This is a genomic window from Azospirillum humicireducens (assembly GCF_001639105.2).
GTDB lineage: Bacteria > Pseudomonadota > Alphaproteobacteria > Azospirillales > Azospirillaceae > Azospirillum > Azospirillum humicireducens.
This window is the reverse complement of the sequence record NZ_CP028907.1, coordinates 586982-604063: the sequence shown is the minus strand read 5'-3', so window position 1 is coordinate 604063 and position 17082 is coordinate 586982. Positions and strand designations below refer to the sequence as shown.

The window sequence follows — 17082 nt, the reverse complement described above, 5'->3', positions numbered from 1 at the left end:
GCCGAGAGGAAAAGGACCCCATGCTGCCAGAGCTTCTTCAATTCATTCTGTCGGGCATGACGCTGGGCGCCATGTACATGCTGTCGGCGCTCGGCTTTTCNGAGTTCATCATGGTCGGCGGCATGGCGGCCTCCTTCCTGTCGGCGGCGGGCGTGCCGCTGCCGGCGGCCTGCGTCGCGGGGGTGATGATCGCCGGGCTCGTCGGCGGTCTGGTCGAGCGGCTGGCGGTCGCACCCGCCCGCGACGCCGAGGTCGCCAGCATCATCATCATCACCATCGGCGTGTCGATGATCCTGCGGGGACTGACGGAGATCCTGCTGGGCAAGAGGCCGCACGCCCTGCCGCATTTTTCCGGCGAGGCGCCCCTGGCGCTGCTGGGCGCGACCATCCTGCCGCAAAGCCTGTGGGTGCTGGCTACAGGTGCGCTGATCGTGCTGGGGCTTGGCCTGTTCTTCGGCCGCACCCGCATCGGCAAGGGTGTGCTGGCGACGTCCTATGACCGGCTGGCGGCCCAGCTGGTCGGCGTCGACGTCCGCGGGGTGCTGACGCTCAGCTTCGCGTTGTCGGCGGTGATCGGCGCCGTCGGCGGTGTTCTGATCGCCCCGATCTCCACGGTGGCATACGACACCGGCATGATGCTGGGATTGAAGGGCTTCGTTGCGGCGACGCTGGGCGGCCTGGGCAGCGGGCCGGGCGCGGTGTTCGGCGGCCTGTTCCTGGGCCTGATCGAGGCGTTGACCGCCGGCTATGTCTCCTCCGCCTACAAGGACGCGGTGCCGTTCGTCCTGGTCTTCATCGTCCTGGTGCTGCGTCCGCAGGGGCTGCTGGGCGCCAAACCGACGGATCGGATCTGACCCATGACCCATCATCCCGACCAATCACTGCCGCGCAGCCGGCAATCCACTTCCGGGCCCACTTCCGGGCCCACTTCCGAGCCCATCCTGGGGCCCGGCGCGGGGCGCGTCATCGGGCTGGCGGTGCTGACCGCCGTCGTGGCGCTGCTGCCGTTGCTTCTGCCCAATGCCTTCTATTTCGACGTGGCGATCCGCATCGCCATCCTGGCGGTGAACGCCATCGCCCTCAACCTGCTGATGGGCTACACCGGCCAGATCAGCCTGGGCCATGCCGGCTTCTTCGGACTGGGGGCCTATGGCTCCGCCGTGCTGACCACGCATTTCGGCTGGACGCCGCTGCCGGCCCTGCTGGCCGCTGCCGGGCTGACGGCGGTGATCGCCTGGGCCGTGGCGCGGGTCATCCTGCGCCTGCGCGGCCATTATCTCGCCATGGCCACGCTCGGACTGGGCATCATCATCTCCATCGTGCTGGCCAACGAGGCGGCCTGGACCGGCGGTCCCGACGGCATGCCGGTCGACGGTTTCAGCCTGTTCGGCCTGACGCTGTCGGGCGAACGGCAATGGTACTGGCTGTTCGGCGGCCTGCTGATCGGCACCGTGATCCTGGCGCAGAACCTCATCGATTCCCCCGCCGGACGGGCGTTGCAGGCGCTGCACGGGTCGGAGACCGCCGCGTCGGTCGCCGGCATCGACGTCGGACGGCGCAAGATCGGCGTGTTCGTCCTCTCCGCCACCGTGTCGGCGATGCTCGGCAGCCTGTCGGCCCATTATTCCGGATACATAAATCCCGGCATCGCCGGCTTCCTGCAATCGGTGGAACTCGTCATCATCGTGGTTCTGGGCGGCATGGCGTCGATCTACGGATCGATCTTCGGCGCGGTGGTCATGGGCCTGCTGCCGCAGATCCTGGCCGGTTACGAGGGTTGGGATTCGGTGCTGTTCGGGGTGATCCTGGTGGTGACGATGATCTTCCTGCCGCGCGGCGTCGTTCCCAGCCTGGCGACACGCCTTCGTTCCCTCCGCTTCGCGGGCAAGGGAGGTGCGGCATGCTGACGGTCGCCAACCTGTCCAAACGGTTCGGCGGGGTTCACGCGGTTCAGGATGTGAGCTTCACCATTCCCAAGGGTTGCGTCTATTCGGTGATCGGGCCGAACGGCGCCGGCAAGACGACGCTGTTCAACCTGATCTCCGGCCTCTATACGCCGACTGCCGGCACGATCGGCTTCGAGGGGCGGGAGATCGGCGGCGTCGCCCCCGACCAACTGGCCAGACTCGGCATGAGCCGCACCTTCCAGAACCTGCAGATCTGCAGGAATCTCAGCGCCATCGACAATGTGATGGTCGGCGCCCATCTGACGCTCAATTCCTCCATGTTCGCCGGAATGGTCCGTTGGCCGGGCCTGTCGCGCGCAGACCGGGCGTGCCGCGAACGGGCCGCCGCCCTGATGGAGCGGGTGGGCTGCGGCGCCTTCATCAAGGCCGATGCGGCCGCGATGCCCTATGGCGCCCTGAAGCGGCTGGAGATCGCCCGCGCCCTGGCGTCGGATCCGAAGATTCTGTTCCTGGACGAACCGGCGGCGGGACTGAACCACACCGAAACCCATGGGATTCAGACCCTGGTGGCGGATCTCGCCCGGTCGGGGCTGACCGTCGTGGTGGTGGAGCACGATATGAAGCTGGTGATGAACGTGTCCGACCGCATCCTGGTCCTGAACTACGGCCGCCGGCTGGCCGAGGGCACGCCTGCCGAAATCCGCGAAAACCCGGATGTGATCGCCGCCTATCTGGGCGCCGACGCCGAGGAGGACTGACGACCATGCGCGCGCTTGCCATCATCGCGGCCGAACACCGCAACATGCGTCTGGTCGCCGGAGCTCTGGCGGTGCTGGGCGACCGGTTCGCCGCCGGTTCGGCGGACGAGGCCGGGCTCCACACCGTCGAACTGATCGCCGATTATTTCGAAGCCTACGCCGACCATTGCCACCATGCCCGCGAAAGCGATCTGCTGTTCGCGCGGATGCGTGCGCGCAGCGACCGGGGCGGGGCGATGCTCGACCGGCTCGACCGGGACCACCATGACGCGCGGCGCCATCTCGTGCGCCTGCGCCACCTCGCCAGCAACCCGAACCGCCATGATGCGAAGAACCTGACGGAGCTTGCCGCCGAGATCGCCCGTTTCCGCCGGGAGCTGGACGAGCATCTGCGGGTCGAGGAGGAGGAGTGCTTCCCCTTGGCCGGCGCGGTTCTGACTCCGGCGGACTGGACGGAAATCGACGCCGCCTTCGCCGCCCGCAGCGATCCGCTCGACCAGGGCGACCCTGCGGAGACGGTGGCCCTGCTGCGCGCGCGGATCACGCAGCTGCTGCCCTCGCCCGAAGGTTTCGGGGCGAAGGCCGACCATGCGCCCATCGCGCCGAAACCGTCGACGGCGGGAGATGCGCTGCTGACGGTCGATGGCGTGACCAGCGCCTACAGCCGCATCCAGGTCTTGCACGGCGTGTCCATCCAGGTTCCACCTGGGCAGCTGGTGGCGCTGGTCGGCGCCAACGGCGCAGGAAAGACCACCTTGCTGCGCTGCATTTCCGGCGTCCAGCCGATCTCCACCGGATCCGTCCTGATGCAGGGCAAGCCGATCACCGGCGCCAGCGCCGATGCGCGGGTGCGCGCCGGCATCTGCCAGGTGCCGGAGGGGCGGCATGTCTTCGCCCCGATGACGATCGAGGACAATCTGCGCATGGGCGCCCACACCCGTCCGGCGGCGGAGATCGCGGACGGGCTGGAGGAGGTGTTCACCCTGTTCCCGGTGCTGCGCGAACGGCGCGATCAGCCCGCCGGGGTGCTGTCGGGCGGCCAGCAGCAGATGGTGGCCCTGGGCCGCGCTCTGATGGGCAAGCCCAGGCTTCTGCTGCTGGACGAGCCGAGCATGGGGCTGGCGCCGCTGATCGTCGCGGACATCTTCCGCATCATCCGCATGCTGCGGGAGGCGGGCATGACCATCCTGCTGGTGGAACAGAATGCGCGGGCCGCGCTGTCCATCGCCGATCACGCCTATGTCATGGAATCGGGGCGGATCGCCTTGCAGGGACGCGGCCGGGATCTGCTGAAGAATGACGAGGTCCGCCGCGCCTATCTCGGCATGTAAGGTCGATGCCGTGGAGCAGCGCGGCGAACGGGAGTGCGGAAAAGACAGTGCGGACGGGTGCCTCCACCCGTCCGCAACCGGCAGTCAGTAGGTCAGGGTCGCCATAGCCGCGAAGACCGTGCTGTCCTTGTTGCCGCCGAGGAACTGCTTGCCGCCGTCACCGGCGAAGAAGCGCCCGGCCACGCCGCTGACCAGCAGGTTTGGCGTCGCCGCCCAATCGACCACGAGGTTGATCTCATTGCCGACATGGCCGCTGGTGACGCCGGCCGGCTTGCGGTCGAAGCGGAAGTCGTACAGCAGGGCGCTCAGCGTCACCGTCTCGGCCGGCTGGACGGCGAACTGGACATTGTGGACCTTCACATTGCTGTTGGAGGTCGGGAAATACTGGCCGTTGATCTCGCCCTGCAACCAGCTGCCCCAGCGCGGGAAGCCCATGTGGAGCGGGTCGAACGCCTCGCTCTTGACCGTTCCCGGATTGTCGCCGCTGAACTGGCTGTAGCGGTAGCTGGCGCGCGGCGTCCAGGCGACGTCGGCGAAGCTGTAGCCGGCCTCGCCGTACCAGGCCGAGGCGTCCAGCGCAGCACCGGCGCGGCTGTTGTGCTGCTTCACATATTCCGCCGACAGGGTCAGGCCGGGGACCGACGGGATGGTGATGCCGAGGGCGCGCAGGTTGTAGATGTCCATGCCCTTGCGGGTCGCCAGCTTCGACTCGTCGATGCGCATGTAGGAGGCGCCGACCGAGCTCTTGCCCTCCGCCCCGAAGCGCCATTCCAGATTGCCGCCATAGATGACGTCGGTGTTGCTGTTCTTGTCGCTCTTCAGGCGGAACAGGTCGGCATGGACCGGCGCGATGTCGAATTTGGCGACGGCGGTGCCGGTGTTCCAGCCGCGGCGCGGCCCCAGCCAGTAAGTTCCCTGCCGCCGCGAATCCAGCGTGCCGTCGCCGATGATGAAGCCGTCGCCGATCACGAAGTTCTGCCGGCCATAGCTGAGGTCGACGGCATCCTTGCCCAGGCTGGACAGCAGGTCGCCGCTCTTCCAGCCGACATAGAGGGTGTCGAGGTCGGTGCGGCCCTGGCGGCCTTGCGTGAAGCCGCCGGCATCGCCGTCCCCGACCGTTCCGCCCGACACCGCACGCACACCGCCGTAGAGGGTACCGGCGCTTTCGGTGGCATAGGTCAGCTTCAAGCTGGGAGCGATGTAGCCTTCGGCCCAATTGCGGTCCTTCTGGACCTTGCCGTCCGGTGTGACCACACCGGCACCGAGATTGGCGTTGGTCACCGCGACCGCACCGATGCCGGCGGTAAAGCCGCCTTCCAGGGTGACGCCGTTCTGCTCATGGAGCGTGACGTCCGCGTGGGCGGTGGTGGACATCGCGAGCAGGGGCACCGCGAGCAGGGCCGTCCCGGCCAGCATTGCGTGCCGGAGCGGTCGAGGGGGGCGGGTGGCGTCGTTCGGCCGGGGGATGCATGTCCCGGTGAAGGACAGGGCGGTGACCATGAAGCTGTCTCCGTTCAGGTGATTTTCTTGTTTGGGCAAGGGCGGGGCCAAGGCTGGCCGCCTTGCGTGCGCCATGCATGCCCACGACCCGTGAAGCCGTGTCGGAGCCGAGAGCAGGACTCGCATCGGACGTAGAGCTTGCAAGGTCAGGCATGCCATCGATTGATGGCGGTACGGATTATATACATACAATCAAATAATATCCGCTGTATTTATTGAATAATATTATCGGAAACTGCAAAATTGTTTTGCAGGATCAGGAGATTTTCGATTGAATTGATTATGAATGTTTATAAGGAGCCCGGTTGTTCGCCAGCGGATTTGTGTGCGGCAAGGTGTCCGGCTTCCAACCGTCTTGTGATGCGGCGGATTTTCCGCTATTCACCCGGCATCTCCACATGGTTGTGTCGAGCGTGGCCGGACCGGCTGGCAGCCTGTTCGCCCCGCCGCAGCCGGATGAAGGGCGCATCATGAGCGGCAGCAGTTCTCCCCAACTCCCGATGCAGGCGGGGGACCAGGCCTTCTCCAAGAAGCGCATGCGCCGCGACTGGCCCTTCTACTGGATCTCGCGGGTGAACGGCCGCTATGTGCAGGTGCTGGAAAAGCGGCTGAAGCCGTTGAATCTCGACATGCCGCGCTGGCGCGTGCTGATGTGCCTGTATGAGGACGAGCATCAGAGCATTTCAGAAATCGCGGAAGCCAGCGTCCTGAAACTGAACACTGCGACCAAGATCGTGCAGAGGATGGTCGCCGACGGGCTGGTGACGACACGGGTGCGGCCCACCGACGGACGTGCGACCGATGTCGGCCTGACGCCTTACGGCGACCGGATGCGCCAGCTCGCCATGGCCGAGGCCGACGGCATCCTGGCGGCATCCTTCGTCAACATTTCCAGCGAGGAGATGGCGGCGCTCAACGGGCTGCTGGAAAAGGTCTTCGACCGGCTGGGCGACGTCTGACCGGCAAGGCCGCCTGGCAAGCCGCTTATCAGGCTGAGGTCCCGAGCGTGTGGAAGCCCCGGTTGAACCAGATCAGCCCGCCACCGGGGCCGTCGCAGAGCGTCGTCGCCTGAACCTCGCAGAACAGCACGGTGTGGGTGCCCTTGCGCTGGTGGTCGACGATCCGACAATCGAAGGAGGCCGAGGCGCCGGACAGCACCGGGGCGCCGGTTCCATCCTGTGTCCAGGCGCCGCCGGCGAAGCGGTCCTCGCCGGTCCATTTGGCGAAGGAGCGCGACAGCTCCTGGTGATCGGCGTTCAGCACGTTGACGCACAGAACGCCATTCTTCAGGAAGGCGTCATGGGCGAAGGCGTTGGCGTTGATGCAGACGAGCAGCGTCGGCGGCGTATCGGTCACCGAGCAGACGGCGGAGACGGTCAGGCCGTGGCGGCCGGCAGGGCCGTCGGTGGTCACCAGATTGACGGCGGCACCCAGGCGGCTCATGCCGTCGCGGAAGGCCTGTGTTTCGGGCGGCAGCGGGGCGGCGGTTGCGGACATGATCGCTTCCTCTCAGATATCGAGAACGAGGGATTTCGACCGGGCGCGCGAACAGCAGACGCAGATCATGCTGCCCTCGGCGCGCTCCTCGTCGGTGAGGAACTGGTCGCGGTGATCGGGGGTGCCGTCGAGCACGTCGGTCACGCAGGTGCCGCAGACGCCCTCCTCGCACTTCACCGGGATGGAGATGCCGGCACGGGCGAGCGCCTTGGCGATGGTGTCCTCCGGGCCGACGCTCACGGTCACGCCGGACCGGCTCGCCGTCACCTCGAAGCCCTCGCCGGTGATGTCGACCTGGGCCGAGAAATACTCCCGGTGGATGTTGGCCGGGGCATGCCCGGCGCTCTTCGCCGCATCGATCACCCAATCCATGAAGCCTTGGGGGCCGCAGACATAGAGATGGGTCCCGGCCTCCGGCGCCGGCAGGTCGCGGGCAGGGTCGAGACGCTGTGCTTGCGGCAGATCGTCGTGATGGAACACCACGCGATGCCCCCAGGGGGCCGTGGCGATGGTGTCGCGGAAGGCGGTGGCCCGCTCCGACCGGGTGCAGTAATGCAGCGTGAAGTCCCGGTTCAGGGCGTGCAGCCGCCAGGCCATCGCCAGCATCGGCGTGATGCCGATGCCGCCGCCGAACAGCACGGTGCGGCGGGCATCCTCCGCCAGTTCGAAATGGTTGCGCGGCCCTTCGATGGTGAAGCCGCCGCCCAGGGCCGCAAGGCGGTGGAAGGCGACGGAACCGCCGCGGCTGTTGGGGTCGCGCAGGACGCCGATCTCGTAATGACCTATCTGGGCCGGGTCCGAGCAGAGCGAATACTGCCGCCACAGATCGGTGTCGCCGGCACTCAGGCGGATGTCGAGGTGTGCCCCCGCGGTGAAGGCCGGCAGGGCGGCGCCGTCGGGCGCCGCCAGCTTGACCCGCAGGATGTCGCCCGGCTCCTCGATCCGTTCGATGACGGTCAGGATGCGGGTCTTGCTGTCGGTGTCGTCGCTCATCGCATGTAGATCCCTCCGTTGACGTCCCAGCAGGCCCCGGTTACGAAGCCGGACTCCGGCCTGGCCAGCAGGGTGACGAGGTCGGCGACGAAGTCGGGGTCGCCGAGCTGGCCGACCGGGATTGCCGCCAGCGCTGCCGGGAGCCGTTCCGGCGTCAGCACCGAGCGCACCATCGGCGTGTCCATCGGACCCGGAGCGATGGCGTTGCAGGTGACGCCGAAGGGAGCCAGATCGCGGGCGAAGATCTTGGTCAGCGTCAGGATCGCCCCCTTGGAGGCGGCGTAATGCGCTCCCGTGGCGGTCCCGCCATTCTGGCCGGCCAGCGACGCCATGTTGACGATGCGGCCGTAGCCGCGCTGCTTGAAATGGCGGCCGAAGATCTGGCAGCCGGCGAAGGTTCCGCCGGCATTGGTCGCCATCACCGCGTTGAACTCGTCGACGCCGATCTCCAGCACCGGCTTGACCTCGGTGCGGGCGGCGTTGTTGACGAGCACCTCGACCGAGCCCCAGCGCTCGACGCAGCGGTCGAGGATGCGCTGGAAATCCTCGGGCTTCGACACGTCGAGCGTGCCGGAGGCTGCGGTCTCGCCCGCAAGGTCGAGGTCGCGGGCCAGCGTCTCGGCCGCATCGGCGGCGAGGTCGGTGACGACGACGCGGAAGCCGGCCCGATGCAGGGCGCGGGCGGTGAGCGCGCCCAGGCCGCTGGCGCCGCCGGTGACGACGGCGGTCTGGAGAGTGCCGGGAGACGGGGCCGCCATCAGAACAGATAGCTGAACGCCGTCAGCTCCCCGTCCGAATTCAGCAGCCGCGCCACCTTGTTGCGGATCCGCAGGCCGTCGTCGGTGCGCACCAGCGTGTAGGTCAGGTTCGCCGCATAGATCCGCTGGCGGCCGAACTTGTTCTCCACCACATGCTCGGCGCAGCCGAGGACGATCTCGTCGCCCGTCGCGCCCTGAAGCACGAAGCGGGAGACGGTGCGCACCGTGTCGGCCGGCGGCGCCGACGAGATCGAGAAGCCCTGCTGGAACCGCTCGACGCGCATTCGGCGCATCTTGGCGTCGTCATAGCAGACGTTGACCTGATCCTCGTAATTCTCGCCCTTGCCGATCGGGACGATGTAATGGCCGTCCTCGGTCCACAGCGCCAGCCAGGCGTCGTAATCGCAGCGGTCGAGAATATCGGCTTCCCGCCAGACGAAGGCGGCCAGCTCCTGCAGGTCGATATCCTTGTCCACGGTCGTGATCCCGCTCATTGGGCCATCATCCTTTTCCACATCTGATAGGAGGCGCGCATGCCGGTTTCGGCGCTGAGATGGCCGCGCGGGCCGTCGACGCCCGGAACCTCGTCGACGAGGCCGCGGTTCACCAGGATCGGCAGTTCCTTGCCGCCCAGCGTGCCGCGCTGGACGCGCTCCCACACCTCGGCGTCGTCGGGGGTGCCGAAGCCCATCGGACCCTGGAAATGTTCCTGCAGCCGGATGCGCATCCGGTTGGCGGCGGCCGGTCCGCCATCCATGCCAAGGCAGACATGGCGGATGGCGGTCTCCTTGACGCCGACCGGGCGCAGGACGCGGAAGAAGGCCAGCGACAGCGAGACGTTCGGGAACAGGTTCAGGTTGAAGCCGGCGCCGCCGGTGGCGCGGACGATCTTGCGCACGCGCGGCTCGTCGAAGCCCTCGTCGCGCAAGGCCTGGGCCAGCTCCTCGAACCGCTCCGGGATCGGGTCGTCGAGATTCTCGTCGAGATCGACCAGTTCGGGGATCATGACCGCGACCGAATGGCCGTTGCCGAGATCCTCGACGAAGCCCGCCTTGTCGAAGAAGTTGAAGGTGGCCTCGGCCTCCTTGTCCAGGCTCTGGATGAAGGACTTGTGGACGACCGGGAAATGGTAGGCGTCGGTGGTGTTCTCCAGCTGGATCTTCCAGTTCATCGGCACGGTGAACTGATGTTCGCCCAGCACCTTGACCGGATAGCCGCCGCCCTGCTTCATGAACAGGTCGATCCACTTCTTCGCCGGGCCGAGGAATTCGGCCAGCGGCTCGATGCCGTCGTCGAGCGTGGCGAAGATCATGTTCTGGTAGGAGTCGACGCGCAGCGCCTTCATCCCCAGCGTCGATTTGTCGAAGTCCTTGCCATACTGCTCGGGGTAGGGGACGCCGCGCAGCGAGCCGTCGAGGCCGTAGCCCCAGCCATGGTAGGGACACTGGAAGGACGAGGTCTTGCCCTTCTTCACCTCGCACACCGTGGCGGCGCGGTGGCGGCAGCGGTTCACCAGGACGTTGATGTCGCCCTTGCGGTCGCGCACCACGATGACCGGCTGCTGGCCGACCCAGGACAGGACGAAGGATCCCTTCTCGGGCACTTCCGAACCATGGGCGACGAACACCCAGGTGTGGGCGAAGATCTTCTCCATCTCCTGTTCGAAGAGGGCGGCATCCTCGTAAAGCGGCGTCTGGACCCGGTCATGCTCGACGAGGTCTTCCGGGCGAGCCGGAGTGTGGTGGGCCGGGCCAGGGTGGACCGGGCTATGGTCGAGAGACATGGCTTCTCCTCTTGGCTTGCCGGGGGATCAGAGTTCGGGCGTCGGCAGCGGCCGGCCCATGCGCGCCTCGATGCGCATGTAGCGCCACAGCCGGTGTCCCTGGTCGCCGACCTCGATGGTGCGGAACAGGTTGCAGGCGGCCACCACCGACTCGCGGTCGGGGAAATCGCCCAGCAGGTAGCAGGTCCAGGGGAACCCGGTGGGCGAGGTGCCGACCATCGTCTCGTCGTCGTCGATGGTGCCCAGCACGGTGACGCCCGGCATCTTGTGGACCGCGGCCAGGAACTGCTTCGTCGCCGTCCACACCGGACCGGTCTGATCGAAGGGAAGGTCGAAGAAATTCTGCAGCACGGCGATGCACAGCAGGGTGCGGATCGGTTTTTTCTCGGTCATCGCGTCGGTTCCCTGTTCTGAATTCTGATTGAGGGCCGGGGGTGCCGGATCACGGAAAGCCGGGGGCCGCCGGCTGGTCGAGCAGTGCGGCGCCGGCCATCTGCCAGCTTCCGGCGCCGATGAAGGCGTGCTGAGCCACGCAGGCGGCGTCGATCATGCAGCGCCCCAGCGGATGGCCGCTGTTCATCGAATCCGACCCGCCCAGCACGAAGGCGATGCGCGCGGCCTCGGCTCCGTCCTGCGCCGCCTTGGAAGCGACCTGCCGCAGACGGATCTGCATCGGCCGGTCGACCTCGCCCTTCGTCCGCATCTGGTCCCAGGCCTGTTCGATGGTGTCGTAGAAGGCCGCCCGCGCGCCGAGAAGCAGCCCTTCGGCCTGGGCGACGCCCATCTGGACATAGCCGCGCGCCGCCGGGCTGGGCGCGCCGGTGATCGAGTTGCGGCGGATCGCATCCTGGCGCACCCAGTCGATGGCCGCCCGCGCCGTGCCCAGCGCCACCACGGCCAGCACCTGGGAGGCGAGCGCCATGGCGGGATAGCGGAAGATCGCGTCGTCCATCGACGGCTTGCCGCCGCGGATGAAGGTCCATTCCTCCGGCACCACGATGTTCTCGACCGACACCTCGTGGCTGCCGGTGGCGCGCAGGCCGATGGTGTCCCAGGTCTCATGCACCGTGACCTTGGCGCGCGGCATGACGGCGGTGCGCAGGAGTGCGTTGGACTCCCCCTCCACCTTGATCCCGCCGCCGACGATCGACGCGCCCATCACGCCCGAGCACCAGGGCCAGCGCCCGGAGAACTCCAGCCCGCCCGCGACCTTGCGCGTCGGCTGGGGCGGGTACATGCCGCCGGCGAAGACGGTGTCGGGATCGGCGCCGTAGATGCTGGCGTAGGTTTCGGTCGGCAGCGCCGCCAGGTAGGTGGCGGAGACGCCGAAGCTGGCGACCCAGCCGGCCGAGGCGTCGGCGGTCGAGATCTCCTCGACCAGCCGGCAGAACTCCGCCGGGGAGCAGCCGTCGCCGCCGAAGCGGGTCGGAACGAAGGCGCGGTAGACTCCGGCCTCCTGGAACTTGCGGACGATGTCGACGGGAATGTGGCGGAGCTTGTGGAACTCGTCGCGCCGGGCGCGGATTTCCGATTTGAGGGCTTCAAGCGCCGTGGCGGCCGACGCGTTGCGTGGAGTCATGGGAATGGTCCTTCGCCTGGAAGTTCGGTTCGGCCATGCAGAGCCAGGCCGCAATGGCGCAGAGCTGGGGGTCTTCGAATTTGCGCCCGACGATCTGGATGCCGCGCGGCAGGACTGGCCCATCGACGCGGGTGTCCATGGCCGGCAGGACGATCGCCGGATGTCCGGAGAGATTGAAGGGACGCAGGAAACGGGTCAGCGGCAGGACGGCCTTCGGATCCCGCGCCGCGTCGAGACTGGGCGGCGGCACCGGCAGGGCCGGGGTGACCAGGGCGTCGCAGTCTGCCAGCAGCGCGTCCACCTCGGCGGTGAAGCGCGTCCTGACATCTTCGGCCCAGGCCAGATCCTCGTCCGTGACCGCTCCGGCGGCGCCCAGCCGGGCGCGGACATCGTCGCCCAGCGCCGCCGGGTTCGACAGCAGATGGCCGAATGCCCGGTGGGTCTCGCGGGCGATGACGGTCATCCCGGCCTTGAAGGCGTCGTCGAGCAGCGGCAGCTCCACCCACGGCATAGCGGCAGCGGCGGCGGGCAGCAGAGCGCTCCAGCCGCGATCCGCTTCGGCGCCATCGGGATGGCGGAGCAGGGCAAGGCGGGGAGGGCGGTCGAGGCTCTGTGCCGGTGCAAAGCTCGGATCCATCGCGGCCATCGCGCGCTCCAGCATGCCGATGCTGCGCGCCAGCGGGCCGATGCAGTCGAGCGAGCTGTCTGCGGGGCTGGCACCGCGGCGGTCGATGCGGCCGAAGGTTGGCTTCATGCCGAACACTCCGCAGCAGGCGGCCGGCTGGCGGACGGAACCGCCGGTGTCGGTGCCGACCGCGAAATCCACGAGACCGGCAGCCACCGCCACCGCCGATCCCGAGGAGGAGCCACCCGGGATCAGGTCGGGCCAACCAGGATTGACCGGGGTGCCGAAGCGGGCGTTGATGCCGGTCATGCCATAGGCCAGCTCGTGCATGGTCGTCTTGCTGACGATCCGGCAGCCAGACGCCAGCAACGCCTTCACCACTGCGGCATGGCTGGACGCCGCCGGAGCATGGTCGAACGCCGCCGATCCGCAGCGGGTCGGGAAGCCGGCGATGTCCAGGCAGTCCTTCACCGCGACCGTCAGGCCGTCGGGAGCGCCAAGCTCCAGCAGATCCGTGAAAATCGCCCCATGATTGTTGCGTGGCGTTGCCATGGTGTCGTCCGGATGAATGGGAGGGGGCTTCGGCTTCCGTGGCCGGCTGTTACGTGAAAATTACCGTAAGTCGGCTTGCGGTCAATGGCAATTTTGAAGTGACATGGAAAAATATCGTTTTATTCCAATTGATTAATAGATCTCCACGACAAAGCGCCGCCATCCCTGCCGAGGCGGGCGTGACGGTTTTAAAGATCGTCCAGCTTGCGGACTGTCTTGAAGATGAACATCACGGTAACATGATTGATGACGCAAAATTCTCCCATTTTCTGCAAAAGTACTTTGCATGCACCGGGAACCGGCCTGCTGCGGCGGAAAGCCGTGGAAGTGCAGGGATTTCCCCCTTGATGGCTGAAAATAGAAATAAAATTACGTGAATATTACCGCTTGACGGTGGTGGGGGGGCCGCTACCGTGTCCTGTGAATCCCGCTTTGCGGGACGCGGTGGGGCGTGTGTCGCATTTGGCCACCCGCCGCGAACCATTCCCCTCCCGACAATCAAGCGAGACCAGAGCGATGACGAATTCAACAGATGGTGCCGGCGATGTTGCGGCCCTCGTCCGGCGGATCGAGGTTCTGGAGGCTGAAGCCGATATCCGCCGGTTGCAGGCGCGCTACATGTTCCTCTGCGATACGCCCAATCCCGAATTCGGCGTCGCCGACGATCTGGCCCGCATCGAGCTGATCCTCCAGCTCTACAGCGAGGATGCGGTCTGGGAGGGGGTGGGGGAATATTACTCCAACCAGTTCGGCCGCCTCGAAGGCAAGGAGGCGCTGCGCGGGCATTTCCGGAATTTCTGGGGCAGCCGGCAGGATCCGGCGCTGATCCTCAACTGCCATTATCTCACCTCGGAACAGATCCATGTTCACGAGGATGGGCGCACGGCGGATGGGCAATGGGTCCATATGCAGCCCTGGCTGTTCTCCGACGGCAAGGCGCTGCTGCGTTCCTCGCGCCTGAACAACGGTTTCCGCAAGGAGACGGACGGGACCTGGAAGATCACCCGGACCCGGACCGAGAATGTGTTCGTCGCCCCGCTGCCGGCGACCTGGGCGTCCGACTACCCGAGCAAGTCGGTGCTGATGCAGCCGTAAGAAGGGCGGGTGGGCGTCACTGGGCGGGAGCGCCGCCGCGGCGGCGCCAACCCCAGGCGGCTCATTCCGGGCCGCTCATTCCGGGCCGGCGTCCCACTCCGCCTCGAAATCGTTCCGCGAGAAATACTCGACCAGGGCGTTGATGAACAGCCGGGTGCGGGCCGGAAGATGGCTTCGCGACGGGAAGGCCAGATTCATCGTCAGGCGCGGCAGTTCCCAATCCGCGAGGATGCGGACAAGCCGTCCGGCCTTGATGTCGGCATGAATGATGTAGGCGGGCTGCACGATGATGCCCAGCCCGTCGAGCGCGGCCTGACGAAGGACCTGACCGTCGTTGCAGATCATCTGTCCGACGAGCGGGATTCGCACCAGTTCCCCGTTGCGGGCAAGGTTCAAATGCTCAGGGTCGTCGGAGAGGCTGTAGAGCAGCATGTCGTGCTTGAGCAGATCCCTCGGTTCGGCCGGCGTGCCGCGGTCGCGCAGATAGGCGGGAGCGGCGGCGATCAGTCGCCTGGTTTCGGCCAGCTTGCGGATCGTCACGCTGCTGTCCATCTCGACCCGGCGGGTGCGGATCGCGAGATCCAGGCCGCTCTCCACCAGATCCTGATAGCGGTTCGAAATCTTGAGGTCGATCTGGACCAGCGGATGACGGGCGCGGAACTCGCGGATGACCGGCATCAGATGCAGCAGCGCGAAGGACAGCGACGCGCCGACGCGCAATGTCCCGCGCGGCTGTGCGACGACCATGCTGACGCTGGCCTCCGCCTCGCGCAGTGTCGCCAGGATTTCCCGCGCGTTTGCGGAGAAGCTCTCGCCCTCGGGGGTCAGGAACAGCTGGCGGGTGGTTCGCTGGACGAGACGGACGCCGAGCCGGTTTTCCAGGCTGGCCAGATGCCGGCTGACTCCGGAGACCGAGATGCCCAACGCATCGGCCGCCCGGCTGAGATTGCTCTCCTCGGCGATCTTGGTGAACACCTCGAGTTCGGTGAGTCTGTCCATTGTTGCGCTGTCCGGGATGATTTGCGGTAATGTTCACATATCCAACGGTTTTGGCAAGGGGCTGAATCGGCGAAGTTGGAGGTTCCAGACGAGGGTTGAGGCGATTCATTTTTGCGGAGCCTGCAACGCTCTTTCTCAAAATACGTGATTTATCCCGTAATCGTCCGGTGTCAGCCTCTGATGATCCGCGTGGGCATCAATCCCTGTCTCCCGCTGTTTCGGCGCCCAGGGCTTTCCCGGTAAATCCCAAGGAGCTTTTGATGAGCGATCCTGCAATCGTCCGCTGCCCCATACGCCACATCGTCATGTGGCGGGTCGCCGGCACGACGGTCGAAGAGAAGCGGATCAATGTGGAGACGGTGAAACGCGGGTTCGAATCCTTGCGCGGCATCATTCCCGGAATGACCCATCTGGAGATCGGCATCGATGAAAGCCGCATTTCCTATGCCTGCGACATGGTTCTGGTCACGGACTTCGAGAGCGCCGACGCGTTGCGGACCTATGCCGACCATCCGGCCCACCGCAGCGTGCGCGACGCGCTCGAAGGCCTTCGCATCGAACGCCACCAGGTGGATTACCCGATCTCGCATGGCGGGGGAGTCTGACATGGATCCGCTCAAGGATTTCACATCGGAACCGCGCAGCTTCACCTATGTCGGCAATCCCGCCCGCGTGATCTTCGGTCCCGGAACCATCGCCCGTCTGCCGGACGAGGTCGACCGGTTGGAGGCGAAGCGGGCGATGATCCTCTCCACACCGGCACAGCAGGACGAGGCCGAGAGGCTGGCCGCCCTGCTGGGCCCGCGTGCAGTCGGGATCTTTCCCGGAGCGGCGATGCACACGCCGGTCGACATCAGCGACTACGCGACCGACCGGGCGCGCAGCCTCAAGGCCGATGTCGTCATCGCCATCGGCGGCGGATCGACCACAGGTCTCGGCAAGGCCATCGCGCTGCGCACCGACCTGCCGCAGATCGTGCTGCCGACCACCTATGCCGGGTCGGAGATGACGCCGATCCTGGGCGAGACCAGCAACGGTCAGAAGCGGACCCAATCGTCGCCCCGCATTCTGCCGGAGGTGGTGATCTACGACGTCGAACTGACGCTCGGCCTGCCGGCCGGCCTGTCCGGCACCAGCGGCCTCAATGCCATCGCCCATGCCGTCGAGGCGCTCTACGCCCGCGACAGCAATCCGGTCATCGACGCGCTCGCGGTCGAAGCCATCGGCGCGCTGGCCGGAGCGCTTCCGGCGATTGCCGCCGACCCCCAAAGTCTGGCGGCCCGCAGCAAGGCGCTGTATGGCGCGTGGCTGTGCGGCGTCTGCCTGGGATCGGTCGGCATGGCGCTGCATCACAAGCTCTGCCACACGCTGGGCGGCAGCTTCGATCTTCCCCATTCGGAGACGCACACCATCGTTCTGCCCCATGCGCTGGCCTACAACGCGCCGGCGATCCCCGGCGCGATGGAGAAGTTGGCCCGCGTTCTCGGCCCCGATCCGGCGACGGCGCTGTTCCGCATCGGCCGGGCCGTCGGCGCGCCCGCCGGGCTGAAGGATCTCGGAATGCCGGAGGGCGGGATCGACCGTGCCGCCGATCTGGCCCTGTCCAACCCCTATTGGAATCCCCGCCCCCTCGAACGTCCGGCCCTGCGCGACCTGATCGCGCGCGCCTGGGACGGGGCGGAACCGCTGTCCTCGTGAGGAGGGA

General features: G+C 66.8%; 19 protein-coding genes and 1 pseudogene. 10 read left to right on the top strand and 10 right to left on the bottom strand.

Annotated features, from left to right (window positions below; genetic code table 11):
* Nucleotides 1-20: 20 nt before the first annotated feature.
* From A6A40_RS32530 to A6A40_RS29805, 5 genes and pseudogenes are all read left to right on the top strand, one after another.
* Nucleotides 21-100, top strand: a pseudogene (locus A6A40_RS32530) (hypothetical protein); the annotation flags it as partial.
* A 1-nt stretch (nucleotide 101) separates the two neighbouring features.
* Nucleotides 102-854: branched-chain amino acid ABC transporter permease (locus A6A40_RS29820; protein WP_236784150.1), on the top strand; the 753-nt coding region annotated here is incomplete at its 5' end.
* 123 nt (nucleotides 855-977) lie between these two features.
* A complete protein-coding gene (locus A6A40_RS29815) occupies nucleotides 978-1907 on the top strand; it encodes a branched-chain amino acid ABC transporter permease (RefSeq protein WP_335645214.1) in 930 nt (309 codons plus the stop codon).
* Nucleotides 1901-2665, top strand: a complete 765-nt coding sequence (locus A6A40_RS29810; RefSeq protein ID WP_108549419.1) for an ABC transporter ATP-binding protein — start codon at nucleotides 1901-1903, stop codon at nucleotides 2663-2665. The genes A6A40_RS29815 and A6A40_RS29810 overlap by 7 nt, the downstream gene beginning before the upstream one ends.
* 5 nt (nucleotides 2666-2670) lie before the next feature.
* The gene (locus A6A40_RS29805) at nucleotides 2671-3996 is read left to right on the top strand and encodes an ATP-binding cassette domain-containing protein (protein ID WP_108549418.1); all 1326 of its coding nucleotides are present in this window, start codon (nucleotides 2671-2673) and stop codon (nucleotides 3994-3996) included.
* Nucleotides 3997-4080: 84 nt separating this feature from the next.
* Here A6A40_RS29805 and A6A40_RS29800 read toward each other — a convergent pair whose 3' ends face one another.
* A complete protein-coding gene (locus A6A40_RS29800; RefSeq protein WP_108549417.1) occupies nucleotides 4081-5496 on the bottom strand; it encodes an alginate export family protein in 1416 nt (471 codons plus the stop codon).
* A gap of 398 nt (nucleotides 5497-5894) precedes the next feature.
* Here A6A40_RS29800 and A6A40_RS29795 point away from each other — a divergent pair, with 398 nt between their 5' ends.
* Nucleotides 5895-6455 carry a MarR family winged helix-turn-helix transcriptional regulator gene (locus tag A6A40_RS29795; RefSeq protein WP_335645213.1) on the top strand — a complete coding sequence of 187 codons (561 nt, stop codon included), beginning with the start codon at nucleotides 5895-5897 and terminating at the stop codon, nucleotides 6453-6455.
* Nucleotides 6456-6483: 28 nt separating this feature from the next.
* Here the strand turns inward: A6A40_RS29795 and A6A40_RS29790 are convergent, their stop codons facing one another.
* The 8 genes from A6A40_RS29790 to A6A40_RS29755 are packed head-to-tail and all read right to left on the bottom strand — an operon-like array spanning nucleotide 6484 to nucleotide 13283.
* Nucleotides 6484-6993 (bottom strand): flavin reductase, encoded by a 510-nt coding sequence (locus tag A6A40_RS29790; protein WP_108549416.1) that lies wholly within the window; start codon nucleotides 6991-6993, stop codon nucleotides 6484-6486.
* Nucleotides 6994-7005: 12 nt separating this feature from the next.
* Nucleotides 7006-7986, bottom strand: a complete 981-nt coding sequence (locus tag A6A40_RS29785; protein ID WP_108549415.1) for a PDR/VanB family oxidoreductase — start codon at nucleotides 7984-7986, stop codon at nucleotides 7006-7008.
* Nucleotides 7983-8744 carry an SDR family NAD(P)-dependent oxidoreductase gene (locus tag A6A40_RS29780; protein WP_108549414.1) on the bottom strand — a complete coding sequence of 254 codons (762 nt, stop codon included), beginning with the start codon at nucleotides 8742-8744 and terminating at the stop codon, nucleotides 7983-7985. Before A6A40_RS29780 ends, A6A40_RS29785 begins: the two co-directional genes overlap by 4 nt.
* Nucleotides 8744-9238, bottom strand: coding sequence for an aromatic-ring-hydroxylating dioxygenase subunit beta (locus A6A40_RS29775; RefSeq protein ID WP_108549413.1), 495 nt, complete (start codon nucleotides 9236-9238; stop codon nucleotides 8744-8746). The genes A6A40_RS29780 and A6A40_RS29775 overlap by 1 nt, the downstream gene beginning before the upstream one ends.
* Nucleotides 9235-10527, bottom strand: coding sequence for an aromatic ring-hydroxylating oxygenase subunit alpha (locus A6A40_RS29770; RefSeq protein WP_108549412.1), 1293 nt, complete (start codon nucleotides 10525-10527; stop codon nucleotides 9235-9237). Before A6A40_RS29770 ends, A6A40_RS29775 begins: the two co-directional genes overlap by 4 nt.
* A gap of 27 nt (nucleotides 10528-10554) precedes the next feature.
* Nucleotides 10555-10920: a hypothetical protein gene (locus A6A40_RS29765; protein ID WP_108549411.1), complete on the bottom strand. Its 366-nt coding sequence runs from the start codon at nucleotides 10918-10920 to the stop codon at nucleotides 10555-10557.
* A 49-nt stretch (nucleotides 10921-10969) separates the two neighbouring features.
* Nucleotides 10970-12106, bottom strand: a complete 1137-nt coding sequence (locus tag A6A40_RS29760; protein ID WP_108549410.1) for an acyl-CoA dehydrogenase family protein — start codon at nucleotides 12104-12106, stop codon at nucleotides 10970-10972.
* Complete coding sequence (locus A6A40_RS29755) at nucleotides 12069-13283, bottom strand: amidase (protein WP_108549409.1); 1215 nt, start codon at nucleotides 13281-13283, stop codon at nucleotides 12069-12071. The genes A6A40_RS29760 and A6A40_RS29755 overlap by 38 nt, the downstream gene beginning before the upstream one ends.
* 38 nt (nucleotides 13284-13321) lie before the next feature.
* On the opposite strand from A6A40_RS29755, the gene A6A40_RS30620 reads away from it, so the two are divergent.
* On the top strand, nucleotides 13322-13660 hold the full coding sequence (locus A6A40_RS30620; protein WP_211112051.1) for a hypothetical protein: 339 nt from the start codon (nucleotides 13322-13324) through the stop codon (nucleotides 13658-13660).
* Between the two features lie 139 nt (nucleotides 13661-13799).
* The gene (locus A6A40_RS29750; protein WP_108549408.1) at nucleotides 13800-14378 is read left to right on the top strand and encodes a nuclear transport factor 2 family protein; all 579 of its coding nucleotides are present in this window, start codon (nucleotides 13800-13802) and stop codon (nucleotides 14376-14378) included.
* A 75-nt stretch (nucleotides 14379-14453) separates the two neighbouring features.
* Here the strand turns inward: A6A40_RS29750 and A6A40_RS29745 are convergent, their stop codons facing one another.
* Nucleotides 14454-15377 (bottom strand): LysR family transcriptional regulator, encoded by a 924-nt coding sequence (locus A6A40_RS29745; protein ID WP_108549407.1) that lies wholly within the window; start codon nucleotides 15375-15377, stop codon nucleotides 14454-14456.
* A gap of 260 nt (nucleotides 15378-15637) precedes the next feature.
* Here A6A40_RS29745 and A6A40_RS29740 point away from each other — a divergent pair, with 260 nt between their 5' ends.
* Nucleotides 15638-15982, top strand: a complete 345-nt coding sequence (locus A6A40_RS29740; RefSeq protein WP_108549406.1) for a Dabb family protein — start codon at nucleotides 15638-15640, stop codon at nucleotides 15980-15982.
* A gap of 1 nt (nucleotide 15983) precedes the next feature.
* Nucleotides 15984-17075, top strand: a complete 1092-nt coding sequence (locus A6A40_RS29735) for a maleylacetate reductase (RefSeq protein ID WP_108549405.1) — start codon at nucleotides 15984-15986, stop codon at nucleotides 17073-17075.
* Nucleotides 17076-17082: the final 7 nt, after the last annotated feature.

Bases quoted from the DNA above. Each gene is read 5' to 3' on its own strand.
- A6A40_RS29740 (WP_108549406.1), top strand. From the start codon at position 15,638: ATGAGCGATCCTGCAATCGTCCGCTGCCCCATACGCCACATCGTCATG.
- A6A40_RS29745 (WP_108549407.1), bottom strand. From the start codon at position 15,377: ATGGACAGACTCACCGAACTCGAGGTGTTCACCAAGATCGCCGAGGAG.
- A6A40_RS29765 (WP_108549411.1), bottom strand. From the start codon at position 10,920: ATGACCGAGAAAAAACCGATCCGCACCCTGCTGTGCATCGCCGTGCTG.
- A6A40_RS29795 (WP_335645213.1), top strand. From the start codon at position 5,895: ATGGTTGTGTCGAGCGTGGCCGGACCGGCTGGCAGCCTGTTCGCCCCG.
- A6A40_RS29785 (WP_108549415.1), bottom strand. From the start codon at position 7,986: ATGAGCGACGACACCGACAGCAAGACCCGCATCCTGACCGTCATCGAA.
- A6A40_RS29810 (WP_108549419.1), top strand. From the start codon at position 1,901: ATGCTGACGGTCGCCAACCTGTCCAAACGGTTCGGCGGGGTTCACGCG.
- A6A40_RS29780 (WP_108549414.1), bottom strand. From the start codon at position 8,744: ATGGCGGCCCCGTCTCCCGGCACTCTCCAGACCGCCGTCGTCACCGGC.
- A6A40_RS29775 (WP_108549413.1), bottom strand. From the start codon at position 9,238: ATGAGCGGGATCACGACCGTGGACAAGGATATCGACCTGCAGGAGCTG.
- A6A40_RS29760 (WP_108549410.1), bottom strand. From the start codon at position 12,106: ATGACTCCACGCAACGCGTCGGCCGCCACGGCGCTTGAAGCCCTCAAA.
- A6A40_RS29750 (WP_108549408.1), top strand. From the start codon at position 13,800: ATGACGAATTCAACAGATGGTGCCGGCGATGTTGCGGCCCTCGTCCGG.
- A6A40_RS29770 (WP_108549412.1), bottom strand. From the start codon at position 10,527: ATGTCTCTCGACCATAGCCCGGTCCACCCTGGCCCGGCCCACCACACT.
- A6A40_RS29790 (WP_108549416.1), bottom strand. From the start codon at position 6,993: ATGTCCGCAACCGCCGCCCCGCTGCCGCCCGAAACACAGGCCTTCCGC.
- A6A40_RS29755 (WP_108549409.1), bottom strand. From the start codon at position 13,283: ATGGCAACGCCACGCAACAATCATGGGGCGATTTTCACGGATCTGCTG.
- A6A40_RS29805 (WP_108549418.1), top strand. From the start codon at position 2,671: ATGCGCGCGCTTGCCATCATCGCGGCCGAACACCGCAACATGCGTCTG.
- A6A40_RS29800 (WP_108549417.1), bottom strand. From the start codon at position 5,496: ATGGTCACCGCCCTGTCCTTCACCGGGACATGCATCCCCCGGCCGAAC.
- A6A40_RS29735 (WP_108549405.1), top strand. From the start codon at position 15,984: ATGGATCCGCTCAAGGATTTCACATCGGAACCGCGCAGCTTCACCTAT.